The sequence below is a fragment of the Guopingia tenuis genome (assembly GCF_014384805.1).
GTDB classification, from domain to species: domain Bacteria; phylum Bacillota; class Clostridia; order Christensenellales; family Christensenellaceae; genus Guopingia; species Guopingia tenuis.
In genome coordinates, this window is record NZ_JACRSS010000004.1 from 39,155 (window position 1) to 60,126 (window position 20,972).

The window sequence follows — 20,972 nt, forward strand, 5'->3', positions numbered from 1 at the left end:
GTATAGTTATAATTGTCCAAAGAGATTTGAAAAAAAGAAGGAAAGGATGAAGGAAATATGTATAATTTTACGTATGACATCGGGACAAAGGTGCATTTTGGCAAGGGGCAGATTGAGAAGCTGCCGGAGGCGGTGAAGGAATACGGAAACAAGGTTCTGCTGGTCTATGGCCACGGGAGCATCCGGAAAAACGGTCTCTATGACACGATTACAAAGGGTTTCCGCGAAAATGGCATCGAATGGGTGGAGCTTTCGGGTGTGGATCCGAATCCGCGGCATACCAGCGTGGACGAAGGGGCGAAGCTCTGCCGGGAAAACGGCGTGGATGTGATCGTCGCGGTGGGCGGCGGAAGCACCATCGACTGCTCCAAGGTGATTTCCTGTGCGACGTTCTATGACGGCCCCTCCTGGGACCTTCTCATCAAAAAGGCAAAACCTGAAAAATTTTTGCCGGTGATGACAGTTCTGACACTGGCGGCCACGGGATCGGAAATGGACTGCGGCGCGGTGATCTCCAACATGGAGACAAACGACAAGCTGTTCCTGGCCGCTCCCGAGATGCGGCCCAAGGTTTCCATCCTGGACCCCACCTATACTTTCAGCGTGAACAAATACCAGACGGCTTCGGGGACGGCAGATATCATGTCCCATGTGCTGGAGACCTATTTCTCCCCGGAAAAGGATTTCTATATGCTGGACCGCTTCTGCGAAGGGCTTTTGAAAACCTGCATCCATTATGGGACGATTGCCCTGGAACAGCCGGAAAACTATGAGGCCCGGGCCAACCTCATGTGGGCTTCATCCTGGGGAATCAACGATATGATCGGCTATGGCAAGCGCGGCCCGTGGACCGTGCATCCCATGGAACATGAGCTGAGCGCCTTTTTCGATATCACCCATGGCGTGGGCCTGGCGATTCTGACACCCGCCTGGATGGAATATGTTTTGTCTGACAATACGGTGGACAAATTTGCAGAATACGGCGTAAATGTCTTTGGAATCGATGCGGGACTGGAAAAATATGAGATTGCCCGCGCGGCGATCCGGAAGACCCGGGAGGTTTTCCGGAGCTGGGGCATTCCGGAGACGCTGCGGGAAGTGGGGATCACGGAGGATAAGCTGGAGATCATGGCGCAGAAAGCGGCAAAGAGCCTGGGAGGAGATACCGTATATGTGCCCTTGAACGCCGGCGATGTTTTGAAAATTTATAAGGCCTGCTTTTAAAAGAAAGAAACCCGGCACTGTTGTGCCGGGTTTCCTTTTCTAGAAAAAGTGAAAAAGAATTTTGGGAGGCTGAGTTTTTTGCATTCAGCAGTCAGAATGTGCAACAAGCAGGACCCAGCCACCGCATGCGAAAAAAGGGGATGCTGTTATTCAGAATAAAAAAGTAAATCCAGTGGTCCGTGGGAAAAATAAGCACCGCCTGCCGAATGGACCAGAAAAAAGAGACATTCTTTCGGATCAAAGGGGGGGAGCATACATAAAAAAACAGGTATTTAGAGAAAAAATTTCCTGTGCGTCATTTATCTGCTGAAGAACCAGCGACTCGTATATCCGGTATTCTCGGAACACTAACGCAATCCCTTGTTTTTACGCAATTTTAGCTGATACGAAAGAAATGCAAAAAAAGCAGAGTTCCTCTCGCCCCCTGCATATTCGAATCATTCGGAAGCGAAGGAACTCTGTATAAAATTTTTCTGCCTGCTTTTTTAACGGCAGTTTAAAACCCCAGATCCTCATCCACCAGGACGATATGCACTTCCCGGTCGGGCAAGGCATATTCCATACGGGAAGTAATCTTGCACATCCGCGCGGGGAGATCGCAGTTGCCGCATTTTCCGGTCTGGGCGCAGGGAAGCTCGGGATGCTTGTTGCGGACGGCATTTTTGGGACATGCCTCCCGCTTGATCCGGGCGATGGCCTCGCCATAGTTCTTGCAGATCTTGTTGCGGCCAACAACGAGAATGGATTTTTTCGGCCCATAGATGAGCGCCCCCACCCGGTTGCCCACACCATCAATGTTAACGATATCGCCCTGCAGGGTAATAGCGTTGGCCGAGCAGATATAGCAGTCGGCAAACATGGCCTTTTGCAGAGCATCTTCCTTGCTTTCGCCCCGCATGGCGGCCAGCGTCGTGGAATAGAGGGTGATTTCATCCTGGTTCAAAAGGGCGTCCCAGATGCCGGTTTCCTGCAAAGTGACGCTGCCGCCCTTGCCCAGGGTTTTGACGCCCTTCAAAAGCTCATTCATGACAAGATCCCTGGCTTCTGCCGAGGTTTTGACGAAATAGGGGGTATAGCCCTTTTTTCGCAAAGTTTCCATAAAAGCGGTATAATCCATCTTTCCTTCCTCCTGTGCTTGTTGCTGATGCCAACAGTATACAATATTTTACAAAAAAAGAATAGAGCCATCCTTTAAAAATTTAATTAAAAAAACCGAGGGCGGCGCAGAAATTTTTTGCAGAATCATGGAGCGCCTTGCCGGGCCTGGATGAAAAGCAATAGAAAAATGAAAAAGAAAACAAAGGAGAGGGGAGATTGCCGCATATGCGGCAAATCCGGCAGGTCCAAAGAAATGGATTGCTTTTTTATCCGGTTTTGGCTAAACTAATAGACGAAAGATAAGGGAAGAACGGGCGGATTTCCGCCTTTGGAGGAATGGATGGACAGAAAAGAACAAATCCGGAATTTTTGCATCATCGCGCATATCGACCATGGGAAATCCACGCTGGCCGACCGTCTCATCGAGATGACGGGCACGGTTTCCAAGCGGGATATGACCGAGCAGCTTTTAGACCAGATGGATCTGGAACGGGAGCGGGGCATTACCATCAAATCCCAGGCTGTGCGCATGTTTTATGAAAAGGACGGGGAGGAATACACGCTGAACCTGATCGATACTCCCGGGCATGTGGACTTTACCTATGAGGTTTCCCGGTCGCTGGCGGCCTGCGAGGGAGCGATTCTGGTGGTAGACGCCAGCCAGGGCATCGAGGCCCAGACGCTGGCCAATGTATACCTGGCCATGGACAACGATCTGGAGATCCTCCCGGTGATCAACAAGATTGACCTGCCCTCCGCCCGGCCGGACGAGGTCTGTCAGGAAATTGAGGATGTTCTCGGACTGGACTGCAGCATAGCCCCGCGCATCAGCGCCAAGGCCGGGATCGGCATTGAGGCAGTGCTGGATGCGGTGGTGGACTATCTGCCCGCGCCCCAAGGGGACGAATCTGCACCTTTGCGGGCCCTGGTCTTTGACTCATATTATGATAATTATAAGGGTGCTATCAGTTATGTCCGGGTAAAGGAGGGGACCGTAAGGCCCGGGGATACCATCCGGTTTATGGCGACGGGCAAGAACTACGAGGTGACGGAAACCGGCGTGTTTTTGCCGTCCTTCTGCCCGGTGAAGGAACTGAAAGCGGGAGATGTGGGCTATATTGCCGCCAGCATTAAAAACGTGGCGGACACGCGGGTGGGCGATACGGTAACCCTGGCAGGCCGTCCGGCGGCAGAGCCGCTGCCCGGCTATAAAAAGGTCACGCCCATGGTGTTCTGCGGCATCTATCCGGCAGACGGGGCGCAGTATGACGATTTGAAGGATGCGCTGGAAAAGCTCTCCCTGAACGACGCCTCCCTGCTCTTTGAGGCCGAAACATCCGTAGCCCTGGGCTTTGGGTTCCGCTGCGGCTTTTTGGGACTTCTCCATATGGAGATCATTCAGGAGCGGCTGGAGCGGGAATTTGACCTGGATCTGGTGACCACGGCGCCTAGCGTGAGCTATAAGGTGGTTAAGACAAACGGGGAAATGCTGATGGTGGATAATCCCTCCAACCTGCCCGAAGCGGCTCTCATCGAATATATGGAAGAGCCGGTGGCGGACGTTTCGGTTATGACGCCCAACGACTATGTGGGGGCGGTCATGGAAATCTGCCAGGAAAAGCGGGGGAATTTCCGCAACATGGAATATATGGAGGCAAATCGGGTGGTATTGCACTATGACATTCCGCTCAATGAGATCATCTATGATTTCTTCGATCTTCTGAAATCCAAAACCCGGGGCTATGCTTCCATGGACTATGAACTAAAGGGCTATCAGCGAAGCGAACTGGTCAAGCTGGATATCATGCTCAACGGCGATATCTGCGACGCCCTCGCCCTCATAGTCCATAAGGACCGGGCCTATGCCCGGGGCCGCAGCATTGCCGAGAAGCTCAAGGAGGTCATCCCGCGGCAGATGTTTGAGGTGCCCATTCAGGCAGCCATCGGCGGAAAGATCATCGCCCGGGAAACCGTCAAAGCCATGCGCAAGGACGTTCTGGCCAAATGCTATGGCGGCGATATCTCCCGGAAGAAAAAGCTGCTGGAAAAGCAGAAGGAAGGAAAGAAGCGGATGCGCCAGGTGGGGAGCGTAGAGGTGCCCTCCGAAGCCTTTATGAGCGTGCTGAAGCTGGACTAAACCATGATTGGACTCTATATTCACATTCCGTTCTGCGAGAAAAAGTGCGGGTACTGCGATTTTGTATCCTATCCAAACCGGCAGGAACGGATGGGGGATTACATTGACGCGGTCATCCGCGAGGCGGAAAACTATGCGGGCGAGACGGCGGACAGCGTGTTCATCGGCGGCGGAACCCCTTCCTTTCTTCCGGAAGGGGAGATGCGCCGGCTGGTGGAGGGAGTGGCCCGCTCGATTGGGATTGCGCCGGGAGCGGAATTCACCATCGAAGCCAACCCCAATTCCCTGACGCCGCAGAAGGCGCGGGAATATGCCGCCCTGGGCGCAAACCGCCTGAGCCTAGGGCTTCAGGCCGTGCAGCCGGAGCTGCTGGAGCGCATTGGGCGGATTCATACCTATGCCGATTTTCTGAGGGCTCTGGAAGCGGCCCAGGCTGCGGGATTTTCCAATATCAGCGCGGATATCATGTATGCCCTGCCGGGGCAGACGCTCGCCCAGGCGGAGGAAACAGCGCGGACGGTGGCAGCGCTGCCGCTTTCGCATATTTCGGCCTATGCCCTGAAGCTGGAAAAGGGAACCCCGATGTATGGCATGAAGCAGCCGGACGAGGAGCTGGATCGGGCCATGTTCCATGGCATCCGGGCCATTTTGGAGAGGGCCGGCTTTGCCCGCTATGAAATTTCGAATTTTGCCAAACCTGGGCGGGAGTGCGCCCATAACATCAAATACTGGACGCTTAAGGACTATGTCGGCCTGGGTGCAGCGGCCCATTCCTGCTATCAGGGAGCGCGGTTTTCCAATGAGGACCGGCTGGACAGCTATATTGAGGGGATGACCAAAAGGGGAACCGGGCGGATCACCTATGTGAAGCGGAGCGAATACGACCGGATCTTTGAAAAGATCATGCTGGAAACCCGCCTCACCCGAGGAATGGAGCTGGCAGGGCTGCCCCAGGGCAGGAAGTTTATGGACTGCGTCAGCCGGTTGGAGCTAGGCGGCCTGCTCACGCGGCAAGAGGGCCGGATCGTTTTGACAAACCGGGGCTTGGATTTGCAGGACGGCGTGGTTTTGGACCTGGTCGGCAGTATATAATGGCAAAGAAACAGCGCGCCCTTTTGAGGAGGGTCGGGAAACCGGCATTGCTTTCTCGGGGGGGGGGCGCTATTTTTTTGTGGATGCTTTAAAGGAAACGGCGAATAAAAGAGCGGGATATGCACGATGATGAGCAGTATCCGGAAAAATTGCCGGAAACCTGAAGGAAGATTTGGGCGGCTCGTGCTTTGGCCATGAATCATGGCCTTGAACGCTTTGCCGGGAGTGTCTGCATGAAGCGGGAAAGAAATGCGAAGCGGCTGGGGAAGGAATGTGATATCGGGCTGAACGGCGTAATGGCGCATCCCCATCCCAAGGAAAGCTATGATATGGCGAGAGCCCTATTTTGGACAGACGCTTAAACCCGGCGGCAGATACAAAGGCCTCTCGATCTTATATGACAGCACAGATTCAAAAAATGATGGAAAAGACTGCATATAGCGCGGGTAAAACGGAAAATCGCATTTGATGAATTTGCCTGAGGATGAAAAAGCGGGGAAGCCATAGCCATTTTTTGTTTTTCAGCGGTTTTAAACAGCTGTAACCGGGTATAATTAGGATGAGAAAAAGCGAAGGCGCAGCCGCCGAAAAGATATGATAAAGAAAGCGGGAATTCATGCTTTCGTAACAAATAGCCTATTGACTTCCATGGGAAATAGTGCTATTTTTAAGACATGGTGTTAGCACTCAATAAGAAAGAGTGCTAACAAATTTGCGGAAGGAGTTGGGAGAATGAACGTGACGCCGCGGCAGTTATTGATTCTGCATGCGATTATCGACGACTATATTTTGACCGGAATCCCCGTCGGATCGCGGACGCTGGCAAAACGGCCGGACCTCCCCTATAGCTCTGCCACCATCCGCAACGAGATGGCGGACCTGGAGGAAGAGGGATATCTGGAGCAGCCCCATACCTCCGCCGGGCGGCTTCCCTCGGATAAAGCATACCGGCTGTATGTGGATACGCTGATGCGGGTGAGCAGCCTGCAGGATGAGGAGATCCAGCTGATCCGCCAATATTTCAGCTCTCGGATGGGAGAGATCGAGAGCGTCATTGAAACGACCGCCAAGGTACTTTCGGATGTGACGCATATGACGTCCTTAGTGCTGGCGCCGCAGCTTTCCAAAATTGAGCTCAAGCGGATCCAGATCGTCCGTATTTCTGACCAGAAGGCCATCATGCTGTTTGTGTTCAGCACGGGCATGGTGAAGGATGTGATGATCGATATTGCGGAGGATATGGATAACGCCTATCTGGAGATGATCTCCAACCTGCTGACAGATAAAGTGAGCAACCTGCGGCTGTCGGAGGCTGTGGAGGCTGTGCGCAGCACAATTCCGGGAGACATCGAGGGGCACCGCCTCTTTTTGAACAGCATGTTGGATGCCGTCCGCAAAAATATTGCGCCCCGGGCGGGAAAAGAGGTCGTCCTGGGGGGGACCAAGAACATTTTCAATCATCCGGAATACCGGGATGTGAGCAAGGCTCAGAACTTTTTGCAGCTTCTGGAAACCAAGGATCAGTTGTATGACATGCTCACCCGAGCGACGGATATGGAGTTTACCATCAAGATTGGCAAGGAAAACGAAATTGACGAGCTGAAAGATATGAGCGTGGTGACGGCGACATATAAAGTCGGAGATAAAAAGATCGGGTCTTTCGGCGTTATTGGGCCGACCCGCATGAACTATGGCAAAGTGCTCTCCATCATGAGCTGCGTAGGCGCCAGTATGAATGAGATACTGCAATATTGTTTAAATATGGATACAAACAGAAAATAGAGGAGAAGTGAGATGGCAAAAAAGAAAAAGGAAGCAGCAGAAAAAGCAGAGACGATAAAGGAAGAAACCCAGGCAGAGGCGGCACAGGATGCGGAGGCAGAGGCCGGAGCGGGAGAAGAAACGAAGGAAGCGGTTCCACAGGAAGCTGGAAAAGCGGCTGCCGAGAGGGATGAATATTTGAATGCCCTCATCCGGGAGCGGGCGGATTTTGAGAACTATAAGAAGCGCAACGCTGCCGCGGTATCCCGGGCATTTGCGGATGGGCAGATGGAAACCGCCCTGCTGATTCTGCCGGTGCTGGATAACCTGGAGCGCGCATTGCAGGTGGAAGTGAACGAAGAGAGCGCAAAGGCCATTAAAACCGGCGTGGAAATGGTGGAAAAACAGCTGCGCGAGGTTTTAGAGAAGCTGGGAGTGGAGGAAATCGAAGCTCTGGGCAAGGAGTTTGACCCAAACCTGCATAACGCAGTGATGCAGGAGGAGGCCGAGGAAGGCCAGGAAAGCGGCATCGTAAAAGAAGTGCTGATGAAGGGCTATAAGACAAAAGACCGGGTTCTGCGCCACAGCATGGTGAAAGTAACCAACTGAAATTTTAATATTTAAGGATAGAAAACAGGAGGAACAGAGCATGAGCAAAGTAATTGGTATTGACCTTGGAACGACAAACAGCTGCGTAGCCGTTATGGAAGGCGGCGAGCCGGTAGTAATTCCCAACGCAGAGGGCGCCCGGACGACGGCATCGGTCGTGGCATTCTCCAAAAACGGCGAGCGTCTGGTGGGCCAGATCGCAAAACGGCAGCTGGTGACAAACCACGAGCGCACCATCGCTTCCATCAAGCGGGATATGGGCACCGACCGCAAAGTGAAGATCGACGATAAGGAATATACGCCCCAGGAAATTTCCGCCATGATCCTGGCAAAATTGAAGGCAGATGCCGAGAGCTATCTGGGCGAGCCTGTGACCCAGGCGGTCATTACGGTTCCGGCCTACTTCTCGGATTCCCAGCGGCAGGCCACTAAGGATGCCGGCAAGATCGCGGGTCTGGAGGTGCTGCGGATCGTCAACGAGCCGACGGCAGCGGCCCTTTCCTATGGGCTGGATAAGGAAAACAGCCAGAAGATTCTGGTATATGACCTGGGCGGCGGCACCTTCGACGTTTCGCTTCTGGAAATCGGCGACGGCGTCATCGAAGTGCTGGCGACCAACGGCAATAACCGTCTGGGCGGCGACGATTTCGACGACCGCATTGTCAACTGGCTGGTAAGCGAATACAAAAAATCCGACGGTATTGACCTTTCCCAGGATAAGGCGGCGATGCAGCGGCTGAAGGAAGCGGCGGAAAAGGCCAAGATTGAGCTTTCCGGCGTAATGCAGGCCAACATCAATCTGCCCTTCATCACCATGGACGCCTCGGGTCCCAAGCATCTGGATATGAACCTGACCCGGGCGCAGTTTGATCACCTGACCGAAGATCTGGTGAAGATGACCGAAGGCCCGACGACTAAGGCGCTGCAGGATGCGGGCCTGAAGGCCAGCGATATCGACAAGGTAATCCTGGTGGGCGGTTCCTCCCGGATTCCCGCCGTGCAGGAGATGGTAAAGCGCATCACGGGCAAGGAACCCTATAAGGGCATCAACCCGGATGAATGCGTGGCTCTGGGCGCGGCCATTCAGGCAGGCGTTCTGGGCGGTGAAGTCAAGGATGTGCTGCTGTTGGATGTTACGCCTCTGTCTCTTGGCATTGAGACGCTGGGCGGCGTATGCACGCGGCTGATTGAGCGCAATACTACCATCCCCGCGAAAAAGAGCCAGGTATTCTCGACGGCGGCGGATGGGCAGACCAGTGTGGAAATTCATGTGCTCCAGGGCGAACGGGAAATGGCGGCGGACAACAAGACGCTGGGCCGTTTCACGCTGACAGGCATTCCGGCGGCTCCCCGCGGTGTGCCGCAGATTGAAGTTACTTTTGATATCGACGCCAACGGCATCGTGCATGTTTCCGCCAAGGATCTGGGCACGGGCAACGAACAGAATATCACCATTACGGCTTCCACCAACCTTTCGGATGCAGATATCGACAAGGCCGTGAAGGATGCGGAGCGGTATGCAGAAGAGGATAAGAAGCGCAAGGAAGGCATTGAAATTCGCAATAACGCCGACTCCCTGGTATATCAGACTGAAAAGACGGTCAAGGATCTAGGCGACAAGATTTCCGAGGCTGACAAGAAGGCCATCGAGGAAAAGGTGGAGGATCTGAAAAAAGCCCTGGCCGGAGACGATAACGATATGATCAAGAAGGCCACTGAGTCTCTGACTTCGGTTTCCTATGAAGTGTTCGGCAAGGCTTATCAGCAGACGGCAGGCCAGCAGGCCGGCGCGCAGGGTGCACCCGGAGCGGACGCGGGCCAGCAGGCGCCCCATGACGACAACGTGGTGGATGCCGATTATGAAGTCGTGGACGACGATAAGGATAAGAAATAAGGCGAAAATAAAAAGCATAGCACTCGCAGCAAAGAAGGCGGATTTTCTGCCTTCTTTGTTCGGGGTTATGGAGCTTTTTGGGCAGGGGAAAAAAGAAAAAGGCGGTAGAGGCATTTGGCAGAAAAAGACTATTACGCGACGCTGGGCGTAGACAAAAGCGCCAGTAGCGACGAAATAAAAAAAGCATACCGGCAGCTGGCGAAAAAATATCATCCGGATATGAACAAGGATGATGAGAGCGCCGCGCAGAAATTCAAAGAGGTAAACGAAGCATACCAGGTGCTTTCAGACGATAAAAAACGGGCGCAGTATGACCAGTTCGGCTCGGCGGCCTTTGACGGCAGCGCCGGAGGCGCGGGATATGGCGGCGGCTTTGGCGGTTTCGAGGGCTTTGGCGGCTTTGGAGATATTTTCGACAGCTTTTTCGGCGGCGGCCGGACAGCCCAGAGAAACGGCCCCATGCGGGGCGGCGACGTGGATGTGAGCGTCAAGATCTCCTTTGAGGAGGCGGCCTTTGGCGTCAAGCGGGATATCAGCATTTCCCGGCAGGAAAACTGCGAAACCTGCGGCGGCAGCGGCGCAAAGCCGGGAAGCAGCACGAAAACCTGCCCCACCTGCGGCGGCAGCGGCCAGATCCGGCGGCAGCAGCAAAGTCTGTTTGGAAGCGTGATGAACGTCACCACATGTCCCACCTGCCATGGGGAAGGGCATATTGTGGAGGATCCCTGCGATCATTGCCGGGGCACGGGGCGTGTACTGCGAACCCGGACCATCAGCGTCAATATTCCGGCCGGCATCGACGACGGCCAGATCATCACCCTCACCGGCCAGGGCGACGCCGGGCAGAAGGGCGGCCCCAGCGGGGATGTGCATGTATATATTACCGTGAAGCCCCACAAGACATTTAAGCGCGACGGCGTCAATCTCTATATGGATATGCCCATCAGCTTTGGCCAGGCGGCGCTGGGCTGCGAGCTGGAGGTGCCGACACTGGACGGCAAGGTGAAATATACCATTCCCAGCGGAACGCAGCCGGGAACTGTGTTCCGCCTGCGGGACAAGGGCATCAAATACCTGCGGCAGGATCGGCATGGCGATCTCTATGTGAAGATGAACGTGGTGGTGCCGCGCAAGCTCACAGAACGGCAGAAGGAGCTGATTTTGGAGATGGAGGGCATGCCCAACACCCGGGAGCACAAAAAGGGCCGGGGGATTTTCAAAAAATGAGGGAGAAAAGCGGGATAGTATCCCGCTTTTTTTATGAGGGCTGTAAAAAGGAGAAAAAAGCCGTATTAAAAAGCAATAAAAGGAAATATGGCGCATTTTCATTGACACAAGTTCCTGGGAAAATTATAATAAACATGATAGAGTAAGAACGTTGGCCAGGAGGCCTGTCCGTTTTAGAAAGAAAAAAGAGTAGAGGGGAAACAACATGCTATTTGATACCAGTGTGCAGGAACTGAAATATAAGGTCTTAAAAGAGGTTGCAACCTTGGCTTATGAAGACAGGCTGCAGGATGAGATCTATGAGATCCCGGAGCGCATCATGCCGGGGCCGAACGCCACGCTGCGTTGCTGCATCTATAAGGAGCGGGCCATCATCAGCGAGCGGGTGCGCCTGGCGATGGGCGGCGACCGCCGGATCAAAAACGTCATTGAGGTGCTGAAAACCGCCTGCGACGAATGCCCCATTACGCAGATCAGCGTGACCGAGGCATGCCGCGGCTGCGTGGCACACCACTGCATGAACAACTGCCCCAAGGGGGCGATCTCCATCGTCAATCACCGGGCTGTGATCGACCATGATAAATGTGTGCTCTGCGAAAAATGTGTCAAATCCTGCCCATATTCCGCCATCCGCAAATCCCTGCGTCCGTGCGAAAACGCATGTAAGGTCAAGGCGATCTCCATGGATGCGGATAAAAAGGCGAAAATCAACGATGAAAAATGTATCGCCTGCGGGGCGTGCGTATACCAATGCCCCTTTGGCGCGATGATGGATAAATCCTTTATTCTGGATACCATCAAAATCCTCCGGGGTTCGGAAAATAACACAAAATACCAGGTATTTGCCGTAGTAGCCCCCTCGATTTCCGGCCAGTTTAACGTCCCCATGGGGCAGGTGGTTTCGGGCATCAAGAAGCTGGGGTTCTACAGCGTCGTGGAAGCCGCGCTGGGCGCGGATATGGTGGCCTATAAAGAAGCGGCGGAGCTGGCGGAAAAGGGATTTTTGACGAGTTCCTGCTGCCCGGCGTTTGTGCGCTATATTGAAACGCAGTTCCCCAAGCTGGTGGATAAGATCTCCCATAACCTTTCGCCGATGGCGACCATCGGGAAATATATCAAGGAGATGCACCCGGGCTGCAAGATCGTGTTCATTGGGCCCTGCACGGCGAAAAAGGCCGAAATTCAAAAGGACAGCGTGAAGGATTATATCGATAACGTCATTACTTTTGAGGAATTGCAGGCGCTGTTCGACAGCCGGGAAATCCCTCTGGGCGAGCTGCCGGAGGAGGTTTTGGACAACGCGTCGTATTATGGCCGGATCTTTGCCCGGAGCGGCGGCCTGACAGACGCGGTGGCCCAGGCGCTCAAAGAACAGGGCATCACGGAGGAACAGTTCAAGCTGAACGCCGTGTCCTGCAGCGGGATTCAGGAATGCCGCACGGCTCTTTTGAAGGCCAACAAAGGTGTGCTGAAGGAGAATTTCATTGAAGGCATGGCCTGCGTTGACGGCTGCATCGGCGGGGCGGCCTGCCTGACTCACGGCCCCAAGGACCGGGCGGCTGTCGATAAATACGGAAAAGAGGCTATGGAGAAGAACATTACAGACGCAGTGAGCGTCTTGGAAATCTGAAAGGGATAAAAGAAAGAGACGGCCCGGAGGCCGTCTCTTTTTCGTTGAAAAAAGCCCTTTCCGAAAAGGAAAAGGCAAGAAATAAAAAACTGCGTCGTAAACGGGCCAAAGTCATATTTTCTTCTATTTTTCCGTGAGGCCATACCAGAGGGCTTCCCGGCTGGTGGAAATGGCGACGGCGCCGCTTTTCAGGGCCGCCAGGGCCTGGGCGCTTTCCTCAATCATGCCGCCGGCGACGATGGGAACCAAAACACGCTGCCGCAGTTTGGCGATGATGCCGGGCAGCAGACCGGGCATGACTTCAACCAACGCCGGATGACAGGCGGAAATCCCCTGCACGCCAGTGTGAAAGGCACTGGCGTCAATCATAAAGATGCGAAGCACACCCTGCAGGCCGCAGTCGGCCGCCAGCTTGATGGTGGCGGGGCGGGTGGAGATGATGCCATGGGGGCGCACGGTTCTGGACATATAGAGGATCCCCTGTTTATCCGGCTTTAGTCCATCCACGAGATCCACATGGACAAATACCCGCTTGCCGGCCCGCTTGATCTGCTGCACCTTATCCGGCAGATCGATAATGCTGCCGGAGAGCAAGAAAACCACCTTCGCCGGGGAGAGACAGGCCGCCTCTAAGCTGCGGGTGTCCTTTACTGCGGCGATGACCGGGCTGGATTGCAAAATTTCCTTCAAAAAAACCACCTCAAGGGTATTATACCGACTTTGTTGCCTTTACGCAAACCCCGGTTCCGCAGATATTTTCCGCCACGATCGTACCGATGGCGATGGGTGCATGGAGGCAGAGAGCTTTGATGGCCGCGACGCACTCGAAAACCATATCCTTGGGAACGCCGCTCTCGGTTTTGACAGACAAAGGCTCGCTGGCTCCCTGGACTTTCACCGAGCAGGTGACAATGCGCCTGGGGCAGGTTAGTTCCTCCCGGGCATATTCCTCGCCGCGCCGGCAGGTATTGCCGGTGACGAACAGCGTGTCGTCTATCAGCTCTGCCTGCAATTTGCATCCCATGGGGCAGCGGATACATATGAGTTCCTGCATAATCTATTCCTCCACATGAAGGGAGAGGCTTTCTCCCAGACTGTTCAAAAGTTCGGGCTTCAATACCAGCGTCTGCATCTCTCCCGGCGCCATGACCGGGCGTTTGAAGGAGGCGATGGTTTTTCCGCCGCTGGAAAGCACCAGGCGGGCCTGTTTATATACCCGGCGGGTGCGGAAGCGAAGGGTGATATTTTCGCGGAAGGATTCGCCCGTAAGGCGCTGGGGAACCGTGTAGGTAATTCCCTCTCCCGGCTGAATGGGAATTTCCCTGCCGTCTGCCGGGCGCGCCCCCTTGGCATAGGCCGCCGCAAACTGCCCGGCCACCGTGCTTTCCTCCGTGACATAGTCCACCAGGTCATGGACATGCAGCGTATTGCCGCAGATGAACAGGCCGGGGTGGGAGGTGGAGAAATGCTGATCTACCCGAACCTGGCTGCCCGCCAGTTCTGCTCCGGCCTTGGTGGCCAGCTCGACGGTGGGGATCAGGCCCACGGAGAGAAGCAGCGTGTCGCAGGGGATGATCTCCTCGGTTCCTGGAATGGGGGACAGATTATCATCTACTTTTGCGATGGTGACGGCATCCACACGGTTCTTCCCGTGAATTTCCACGACCGTATGGGAGAGCAGCAGGGGGATGCCGAAATCGTCCAGGCATTGCTTGATGTTCCGGGCCAGGCCGCTGCTATAGGGCATAAGCTCGACGACCGCTTTCACTTTGGCCCCCTCTAGCGTCATGCGCCGGGCCATGATGAGGCCGATATCCCCCGAGCCCAGGATAACGCACTCCCGGCCGGGCAGATAGCCGTCGATATTCACATATTTTTGGGCGGCGCCCGCCGTAATGACGCCGGCCGGACGGGTGCCCGGAATGCCGATGGCCCCGCGGGGGCGCTCCCGGCAGCCCGTGGAAAAGACGACAGCGCCGGCTTGAATCTCCAAAAGCCCCCGCTCTTTGCTGACGGCAAGCACCTGGCGGCCGGGGGATACATCCAAAACCAGCGTGTTCAGCAGCACTTCCACCGGGGAATCTTGGATCTGGCGGATGAACCGATGCGCATATTCCGGGCCGGTCAGTTCCTCTTTGAAAATATGCAGCCCAAACCCGTTATGGATACACTGGTTCAAAATGCCCCCCAGCCGGGGCTCGGTTTCCAAAAGCAGGACGGAGGCGCCTTCTTTAGAGGCGGCAAGGGCCGCCGCCATTCCCGAAGGACCGCCGCCAATGACGGCAACATCATAATGCAGCATAGCGTTCTCCTTATCGAATGGGCCCAACGAGAATGTTGGAGCCCGGAGCATCTTTGAGAATTTCCGTGGGATCGCATCCCAGCTCCCGGGCCAGGATTTCTAGAATGACCGGGCCGCAGAAACCGCCCTGGCATTTCCCCATACCGGCACGGGTGCGGCGTTTCACGCCGTCCACCGTTCGCGCTCCCCGGCGGATGGCTTCTAATACTTCGGCCTCGGAAACCTGCTCGCAGCGGCAGATAATATGGCCATAGAGAGGATTCTCCGCAATGGCCTGGCGGCGCTGTTCATTCGTCATGGTGCGGAAGGAACGGATCGCCGGGCGATGAGGCTGAAAATTGTCCTTTTTTTTCGCTCCGCAGTAAGCCGCGATCTGCCGGGAAAGGTCTTCCGCAATGGCGGGCGCGGAGGTCAGGCCGGGGGACTCAATGCCCACGGCGTCAAACAGCCCGGGAACATCCGGCGCCGAGCCGACGATAAAATCGTCTCCTCCCTCAATCAGATGGGCGCGCAGCCCGGTGAAGCCGGTGATAAAGCGGTTTTTGGGGAAATTATCCCAGCTCTCCGCCGCCTTTTTCAAGATAAAAGCCCGGCCTTCGGCAGTGGTAGAGGTATCCTCCTTGTCAGTGCTGTCCAGGGAAGTGGGGCCGAGATAGAGGTTTCCATCCACAGTGGGACTGATGAGCACTCCCTTGCCCATGGGGGTGGGGAGGGTGAAAATTGTCCGGGTGAAAAAAGCCCCGGCGGCATTGTCCATCAGCTGATATTCACCCCGGCGGGGCTGGATGCGGTAAGGAACCCGGCTCAGCAGATTATGAATGGCGTCGGAATACAGTCCGGCGGCGTTAAGGATTGTCCGGGCATGGTATATCTTTTCGCCTGCCGTTATGGCAAAGCCGCCGTCCTCCCGGCGGATCTGGGTGACGGGTGCGTTAAAGATAAATTCCGCGCCGTTTTCCCGGGCATTTTCGCCGCAGGCAATGCAGAACTCATAGGGACAGGTAATGCCGCCGGTTTTGGCATAGAGCGCGCCCCTGCAGGCCGGTGAAAGATTTGGTTCCAGAGAATGAAGAGCATTTTCATCCAAAAGCTCCATGTCCGGGACGCCGTTCTGCACTCCCCGGTCATAGAGAGCCTGAAGGCCGGGAAGATCCCCGTCATCATGGCAGACGATAAGAGAGCCATTTTGGATAAAGGGAAATTCCAGCTCCCTTGCCCAAAGGGGATAGAGGGCATTGCCGCGGACGTTGTATTTTGCTTTGTTTGTTCCCGGCTTCGCGTCATAGCCGGCATGCACAATGCCACTGTTGGCGCGGGTGGCACCGGCGGCAAAGTCGTTTTGCGCTTCCAGGCCCAAAACGCGCAGATGATAGCGGGACAGCTCCCGGGCGCAGGCGGCCCCGGTGATCCCGAGTCCGATGATGGCGACGTCAACCATAAAAACGGCTCCTTTCCTCGCTGGCCCGTCCCGCTGGCCGGACAAACAAAAAACATACATCAACAAAAGCGATGTATGTTTCTCTTTTTCTCTGCCAACATCAGCGGGGACGGATTATGATTGGGATATTTCGTCGAAAATATCCGTATTTTTCTATTATTTATTATGCCCGCAGAAAAAAACTTTGTCAATACTGGATTTTCCCCAAAAAAAGGATATAATAGAGAAGTGTATAGGAAGAATGCCTGGGAATGGAGTGAAGAGAGATATGAAAATGAAGCAAAGAGAGATTTTAAACGCTCTGCCGCTGGATTTCCGGCGGGATTGCCAGACTCAGGAGGAATACCTGGACAAGAAGATAGAGGAAATCAAGGCGGCGATCCGGGAATACCTGAAAAATACAGGGCTTCGGGGATATATGCTGGGATTGTCCGGCGGGATCGACAGCTTCGCTGCGGCGGCCCTGGCGGCGGATGCGGTGAAGGAGATCAGTGGTGTTCTCTATCTGCTGCTGCTTCCCAACGGCGAGCAGGCGGATATGGCGGATTCCATCCAGTGCCGGGATGCGCTTCTGGCCCGGTTTGACAATATCGAGGCGGCCACCGTCTCCATCGAAAACGCCTATGCCGGCGTGCTCGCGGATATCTCCTCCTGCCCCTTTTATGATCCGGAGAACCGCTATGCGCTGGGCAACACCCAGGCACGGCTGCGGATGGTGGAGCAATATGCCCTGGCGAAAAATCTGCTGGTGATAGGCACCGACCATGCCACCGAAAATGTGACGGGGTATTTCACAAAATATGGCGACGGCGGCAGCGATTTCAACCCGCTGGATGGCCTCATCAAGCCGGATATCTATGCCATCGCCGCGCGGTATGGCGCGCCGGAATGCGTCATGAAAAAAGCACCGGCGGCGGGGCTCGGCATTTCCTCTTCGGACGAGGAGGAACTGGGCATCCGCTATGAGGAACTGGCTCTCTATCTGCAGGGTAACCTGATCGATAAGGAGAAGATGCAGCGCATCGTGTCCCTTTATGAGCGCGCGGAGCACAAGCGGCATATGCCCGCCTCCCCCATGAACACCTGGTGGAAGGGTAAAGCCGAGGACACTACCCATGTGGTGGTGGATATGATTCACGCCTTTGTGGACGGAAGCATGGCCTGCCAGGGTGCGGAGGAGGCCGTGGCCTATACCTGCGGCTATATGGACGCCCACCCGGAAATGCGGGTGCTCTATGTGGGCGACTGCCATCCGGCGGAGCACTGCTCTTTCAAGGAAAACGGCGGCGAGTGGTCGGCCCATGCTGTTCAGGGGACAGAGGACAGCACATGGCCGGAGGCGTTTTATCAGATCCATAAAACCATCAACACGCCTCTTGTGCGCTATAATGTCTTTTGCAAGGGAACCGACCCCATGCGGGAGGAATATTCCGGCTTCAACGCCCAAAACGAATTCTATGGCGCGCTGAAATATAACCTGACCCGCCGGGTCGTCGTGAGCGGGATTGCCACGGAATACTGCGTGAAAAATACCGTGATAGATTTATTGAAGAATGGATTTGAAGTGATTTTACTCGAAAAGGGTTTGGCCTATATTGACCGCGATGCCCATGAAAAGACGCTCCTGGAACTTAAAGAGATGGGAGCGAAACTGGTTTAGCCCATGCGGCAAAGAGGGAAAGGGAAGATGGATTCGACGACACAATGCAGGAAAAAAAGGAATCGGAGGAGCCATTGATTTGAGCAGAGGAAATGAGGAAAGCGTATTCGCGGAGGAACGCAAGCATCTGATTGTGGAGCTGGTCAACAAGCAGGTAAAGACCACAGTGGCGCAGCTCTGCGATGAATTTAAAGTATCCCCGGCGACCGTCCGCAACGATTTGCGGGAGCTGGAATTTGCCGGGCTTTTGAAGCGGACCCATGGCGGGGCCATCAGCAACCGAAAGACCAATTATGAACCGACGTTCTATGAAAAGCTGGTGGAGCGCATCGATGAAAAGCGGGCGATTGCCGAGGCGGCGGCGGCCATGGTGCAGGATGGGGACACGGTTGCCATCGACAGCGGCACCACCACCCTGGAGCTGGCCAAGCACCTGACCCATGTGCAGAACCTGACGGTTGTCACCTATGATTTGCAGGTGGCGACTTTTCTGGAACGGAACTCCCAGGCGACCATCATTCTCATGGGCGGCATTCTGCGCCGGGACCTGTTCTATACCTCCGGCCCCATGACCATCACGGCCCTTCAGGGCTTGAACGTAGACCGGGTGTTTCTCTCCACCAACGGTGTCGCAGCGGGAAAGGGAGTCACCTCTCCCAATATGGACCAGGCCAAGCTCAAGGAGGAAATGGTGCATATCGGGGACGACGTGATCCTTCTGGCCGATCATACAAAGCTGGGAAAAGCCGCGTTTATCAAATTTGCGGACTTATCGGAGGTGGACGTTCTGTATACGGACGACCGGGCCGACGAGCGCATTGTGGAGGAGCTGCGGAGCGAGGGATTGGAAATTGAGGTCGTAAGTGTGGAAAAATAGGCAGATAAAAAACAGGAGCTATATAGCTCCTGTTTTTTGCTTGCCCCGAGATCAGGAAAGAGGGGTTATGCCGGAAACCAGGGCCTCAATATCTGCGCTGTTCCCGGGAGTATAGGAGGCCGTCAGACAGGCCATATATGTATCCTTGCTCAGCAGATAGGTTTTCTGTTCAACCGTGTTTCCCTGGGAGACTGCCGTCATGGAATGGCAGAGCCACTCCTGCCCGCCGATGGAAACGCTGGTTTCTTCGCCAAAGGTGACCTGGATGTTTTCCATCTTTTCCAGCTGGAGCTTTACGGCGGAGAGATACTCTTCCTCCGACAGGGAGGAGGAGAGTTTCTCTACATTGAAAGAAATATTGGAGAGCGTTTTTTCGTTATAGACGAAAAATTCATAGGAAACCCGCTGTTTCAGGCTGCTGGCATCTGCGCCTATGCCCTGGGCCACCGTATCCATCGCGACTCCCATGCGTTCCGCCAGCTCCTCATCCGTATCCGCTTTCCAATCCTCCGGCAGCGTCAGCTGGATGCCAAAAAACGTATTTTTATAGACGCCGTTGTTCCAGGTTCCCCGCTCATAAGCAGGGGAAGCGTCATTGGACGGCGCGCATCCCGCCAAAAGGGCGAAGAGCAGGAAGAGAGAGGCCAAACAAGCGATTCTTTTGCAATTTTTTTTCATAGAAAGACTCCTTATACATGCCATCGAGGCAGCGGTTTATACATCATCCTCATGGTATCCGCCCGGATGGCGGCTGTCAAGGATTTATTATAAAATGAATCCGTAGGCTAAAAGAATTCAGATTCCCGCAAAAACCGCGGCAGAGGGAGGAATACAATGGAATCAGGGAAAATGTTTCTTTCTCTATGTGCGGGGCAAAAGTGGCATTTGTTGCAAAATTTTTAGGCGAAATTTATATTTATTTCACACAACACATATTGCATTTTTGCCATATGCTTGTTATAATAAGTCATAAGATTACTAACAACAGATCCATGATATAAAAAAGCAGACGGCAGGAGGGGAAACTGGAATGGCAATGGAAGGCATGGTGCGGACGGTTCTTGGCGATATTGCACCCGCAGATCTGGGATGGTGCCAGTGCCATGAGCATGTGTTTTTGGAAAAGGGAAGATCTTTTGAGCTTCATAAAGCCCTTTTAATGGACGATTATGAAAAATCCCAAGCCGAGCTGTTTCTCTATAAAAACGCCGGGGGAAGTGCCTTGGTGGACGCCCAGCCGGGCGGCGGCGGGCGCATGGCGGAGCGGATGGTTCGTGCGGCAAAGGCGACCGGCCTTCATCTGATTGCCAGCGCCGGTTTTCATAAGACAGTGTTTTATTACGACGACAGCTTTCTGTTCCGGGAAAGTGAGGAGCAGCTGGCGGACCGTTTCATCCGGGAGATCGAAGAGGGAATGCTGAGCTCGCAGATGGATGGTGAGCGACGCCTGCCGGAAAAAGCGGGGATTTTGAAGGTGGCCGTGGATGAGGGCGGCCTGCACAGAGACGCTACCTATGAAAAGTTGTTTCATGCGGCAGCAGCCACGGTCAAGGCCACAGGTGTCAGCATTTTAGCCCATTTTGAAAAAAATTCGGATGCTTTTGAAGTACTTCGATTTTTTGAGGACGCGGGGATTCCCGCCAACCGGCTGCTGGCCTGCCATCTGGATCGGACGCGCCATGACCTGGGATATCATAGGGAACTGGCGGCGGCGGGAGCCTATCTGGAATATGATACGATCAACCGACTGAAATATGTGAGCAATGAGCAGGAAATTGCGCTCATTCAGGGGATGCTGGAGGCTGGGTATCAAGATCAGCTGTTGTTTTCTCTGGACACGACCAACGAGCGCCTGGCCAGCTATGGCGCGCCCATGGGGCTGGATTTTATTTTGAAGCATTTTTCCGGGATGCTGGAGCAGGCCGGTGTTGGAAAAGAAATTTTGCGGCATGTGATGGTGGAAAACGCCGCCCGTGCCATTGCGATACAAGCGGTTTAAAAATAGAAAGTAAAGGAGAAAAGG

18 protein-coding genes are annotated in these 20,972 nt (G+C 54.5%); 12 read left to right on the forward strand and 6 right to left on the reverse strand.

The window, feature by feature from the left end:
* Window positions 1-57 precede the first annotated feature (57 nt).
* Window positions 58-1,224, forward strand: a complete 1,167-nt coding sequence (locus tag H8693_RS08440) for an iron-containing alcohol dehydrogenase (RefSeq protein ID WP_249280598.1) — start codon at window positions 58-60, stop codon at window positions 1,222-1,224.
* Between the two features lie 496 nt (window positions 1,225-1,720).
* Here the strand turns inward: H8693_RS08440 and H8693_RS08445 are convergent, their stop codons facing one another.
* On the reverse strand, window positions 1,721-2,341 hold the full coding sequence (locus tag H8693_RS08445) for a lactate utilization protein (RefSeq protein ID WP_249280599.1): 621 nt from the start codon (window positions 2,339-2,341) through the stop codon (window positions 1,721-1,723).
* Window positions 2,342-2,662: 321 nt separating this feature from the next.
* On the opposite strand from H8693_RS08445, the gene lepA reads away from it, so the two are divergent.
* The 8 genes from lepA (at window position 2,663) to H8693_RS08480 (ending at window position 12,672) form a co-directional block, all read left to right on the forward strand.
* Window positions 2,663-4,459 carry a translation elongation factor 4 gene (gene lepA, locus H8693_RS08450; protein ID WP_249280600.1) on the forward strand — a complete coding sequence of 599 codons (1,797 nt, stop codon included), beginning with the start codon at window positions 2,663-2,665 and terminating at the stop codon, window positions 4,457-4,459.
* A gap of 3 nt (window positions 4,460-4,462) precedes the next feature.
* A complete protein-coding gene (gene hemW, locus H8693_RS08455) occupies window positions 4,463-5,551 on the forward strand; it encodes a radical SAM family heme chaperone HemW (protein ID WP_249280601.1) in 1,089 nt (362 codons plus the stop codon).
* 233 nt (window positions 5,552-5,784) lie between these two features.
* The gene (locus H8693_RS10680) at window positions 5,785-5,913 is read left to right on the forward strand and encodes a hypothetical protein (protein WP_283243777.1); all 129 of its coding nucleotides are present in this window, start codon (window positions 5,785-5,787) and stop codon (window positions 5,911-5,913) included.
* A gap of 370 nt (window positions 5,914-6,283) precedes the next feature.
* Window positions 6,284-7,333, forward strand: coding sequence for a heat-inducible transcriptional repressor HrcA (gene hrcA, locus H8693_RS08460; protein ID WP_249280602.1), 1,050 nt, complete (start codon window positions 6,284-6,286; stop codon window positions 7,331-7,333).
* A gap of 12 nt (window positions 7,334-7,345) precedes the next feature.
* Window positions 7,346-7,921: a nucleotide exchange factor GrpE gene (gene grpE / locus H8693_RS08465; protein WP_249280603.1), complete on the forward strand. Its 576-nt coding sequence runs from the start codon at window positions 7,346-7,348 to the stop codon at window positions 7,919-7,921.
* Window positions 7,922-7,961: 40 nt separating this feature from the next.
* Window positions 7,962-9,815: a molecular chaperone DnaK gene (gene dnaK / locus H8693_RS08470; protein ID WP_178620970.1), complete on the forward strand. Its 1,854-nt coding sequence runs from the start codon at window positions 7,962-7,964 to the stop codon at window positions 9,813-9,815.
* Window positions 9,816-9,929: 114 nt separating this feature from the next.
* Window positions 9,930-11,042: a molecular chaperone DnaJ gene (gene dnaJ / locus H8693_RS08475; RefSeq protein ID WP_249280604.1), complete on the forward strand. Its 1,113-nt coding sequence runs from the start codon at window positions 9,930-9,932 to the stop codon at window positions 11,040-11,042.
* Window positions 11,043-11,247: 205 nt separating this feature from the next.
* Window positions 11,248-12,672, forward strand: a complete 1,425-nt coding sequence (locus H8693_RS08480) for a 4Fe-4S dicluster domain-containing protein (protein ID WP_249280605.1) — start codon at window positions 11,248-11,250, stop codon at window positions 12,670-12,672.
* 123 nt (window positions 12,673-12,795) lie between these two features.
* On the opposite strand, the gene H8693_RS08485 is transcribed toward H8693_RS08480, so the two are convergent.
* Genes H8693_RS08485 through H8693_RS08500 form a run of 4 tightly spaced genes read right to left on the reverse strand, consistent with a single transcriptional unit; the run spans window position 12,796 to window position 16,412 of the window.
* Window positions 12,796-13,362 carry a glycerol-3-phosphate responsive antiterminator gene (locus tag H8693_RS08485; RefSeq protein ID WP_249280606.1) on the reverse strand — a complete coding sequence of 189 codons (567 nt, stop codon included), beginning with the start codon at window positions 13,360-13,362 and terminating at the stop codon, window positions 12,796-12,798.
* A 19-nt stretch (window positions 13,363-13,381) separates the two neighbouring features.
* Complete coding sequence (locus tag H8693_RS08490; RefSeq protein WP_249280607.1) at window positions 13,382-13,726, reverse strand: DUF1667 domain-containing protein; 345 nt, start codon at window positions 13,724-13,726, stop codon at window positions 13,382-13,384.
* Window positions 13,727-13,729: 3 nt separating this feature from the next.
* The gene (locus tag H8693_RS08495) at window positions 13,730-14,974 is read right to left on the reverse strand and encodes an NAD(P)/FAD-dependent oxidoreductase (RefSeq protein ID WP_249280608.1); all 1,245 of its coding nucleotides are present in this window, start codon (window positions 14,972-14,974) and stop codon (window positions 13,730-13,732) included.
* Between the two features lie 10 nt (window positions 14,975-14,984).
* Window positions 14,985-16,412, reverse strand: coding sequence for an NAD(P)/FAD-dependent oxidoreductase (locus H8693_RS08500; RefSeq protein ID WP_249280609.1), 1,428 nt, complete (start codon window positions 16,410-16,412; stop codon window positions 14,985-14,987).
* A gap of 268 nt (window positions 16,413-16,680) precedes the next feature.
* Between H8693_RS08500 and nadE the strand changes: the two genes are divergently transcribed.
* Together nadE and H8693_RS08510 are read left to right on the forward strand one after the other, a co-directional pair.
* The gene (gene nadE, locus H8693_RS08505) at window positions 16,681-18,072 is read left to right on the forward strand and encodes an NAD(+) synthase (protein WP_249280610.1); all 1,392 of its coding nucleotides are present in this window, start codon (window positions 16,681-16,683) and stop codon (window positions 18,070-18,072) included.
* Between the two features lie 79 nt (window positions 18,073-18,151).
* Complete coding sequence (locus H8693_RS08510; RefSeq protein ID WP_249280611.1) at window positions 18,152-18,949, forward strand: DeoR/GlpR family DNA-binding transcription regulator; 798 nt, start codon at window positions 18,152-18,154, stop codon at window positions 18,947-18,949.
* Window positions 18,950-19,000: 51 nt separating this feature from the next.
* Here the strand turns inward: H8693_RS08510 and H8693_RS08515 are convergent, their stop codons facing one another.
* A complete protein-coding gene (locus tag H8693_RS08515; RefSeq protein ID WP_249280612.1) occupies window positions 19,001-19,627 on the reverse strand; it encodes a hypothetical protein in 627 nt (208 codons plus the stop codon).
* 352 nt (window positions 19,628-19,979) lie between these two features.
* Here H8693_RS08515 and H8693_RS08520 point away from each other — a divergent pair, with 352 nt between their 5' ends.
* Window positions 19,980-20,948, forward strand: coding sequence for a phosphotriesterase family protein (locus H8693_RS08520; protein ID WP_249280613.1), 969 nt, complete (start codon window positions 19,980-19,982; stop codon window positions 20,946-20,948).
* Window positions 20,949-20,972 lie beyond the last annotated feature (24 nt).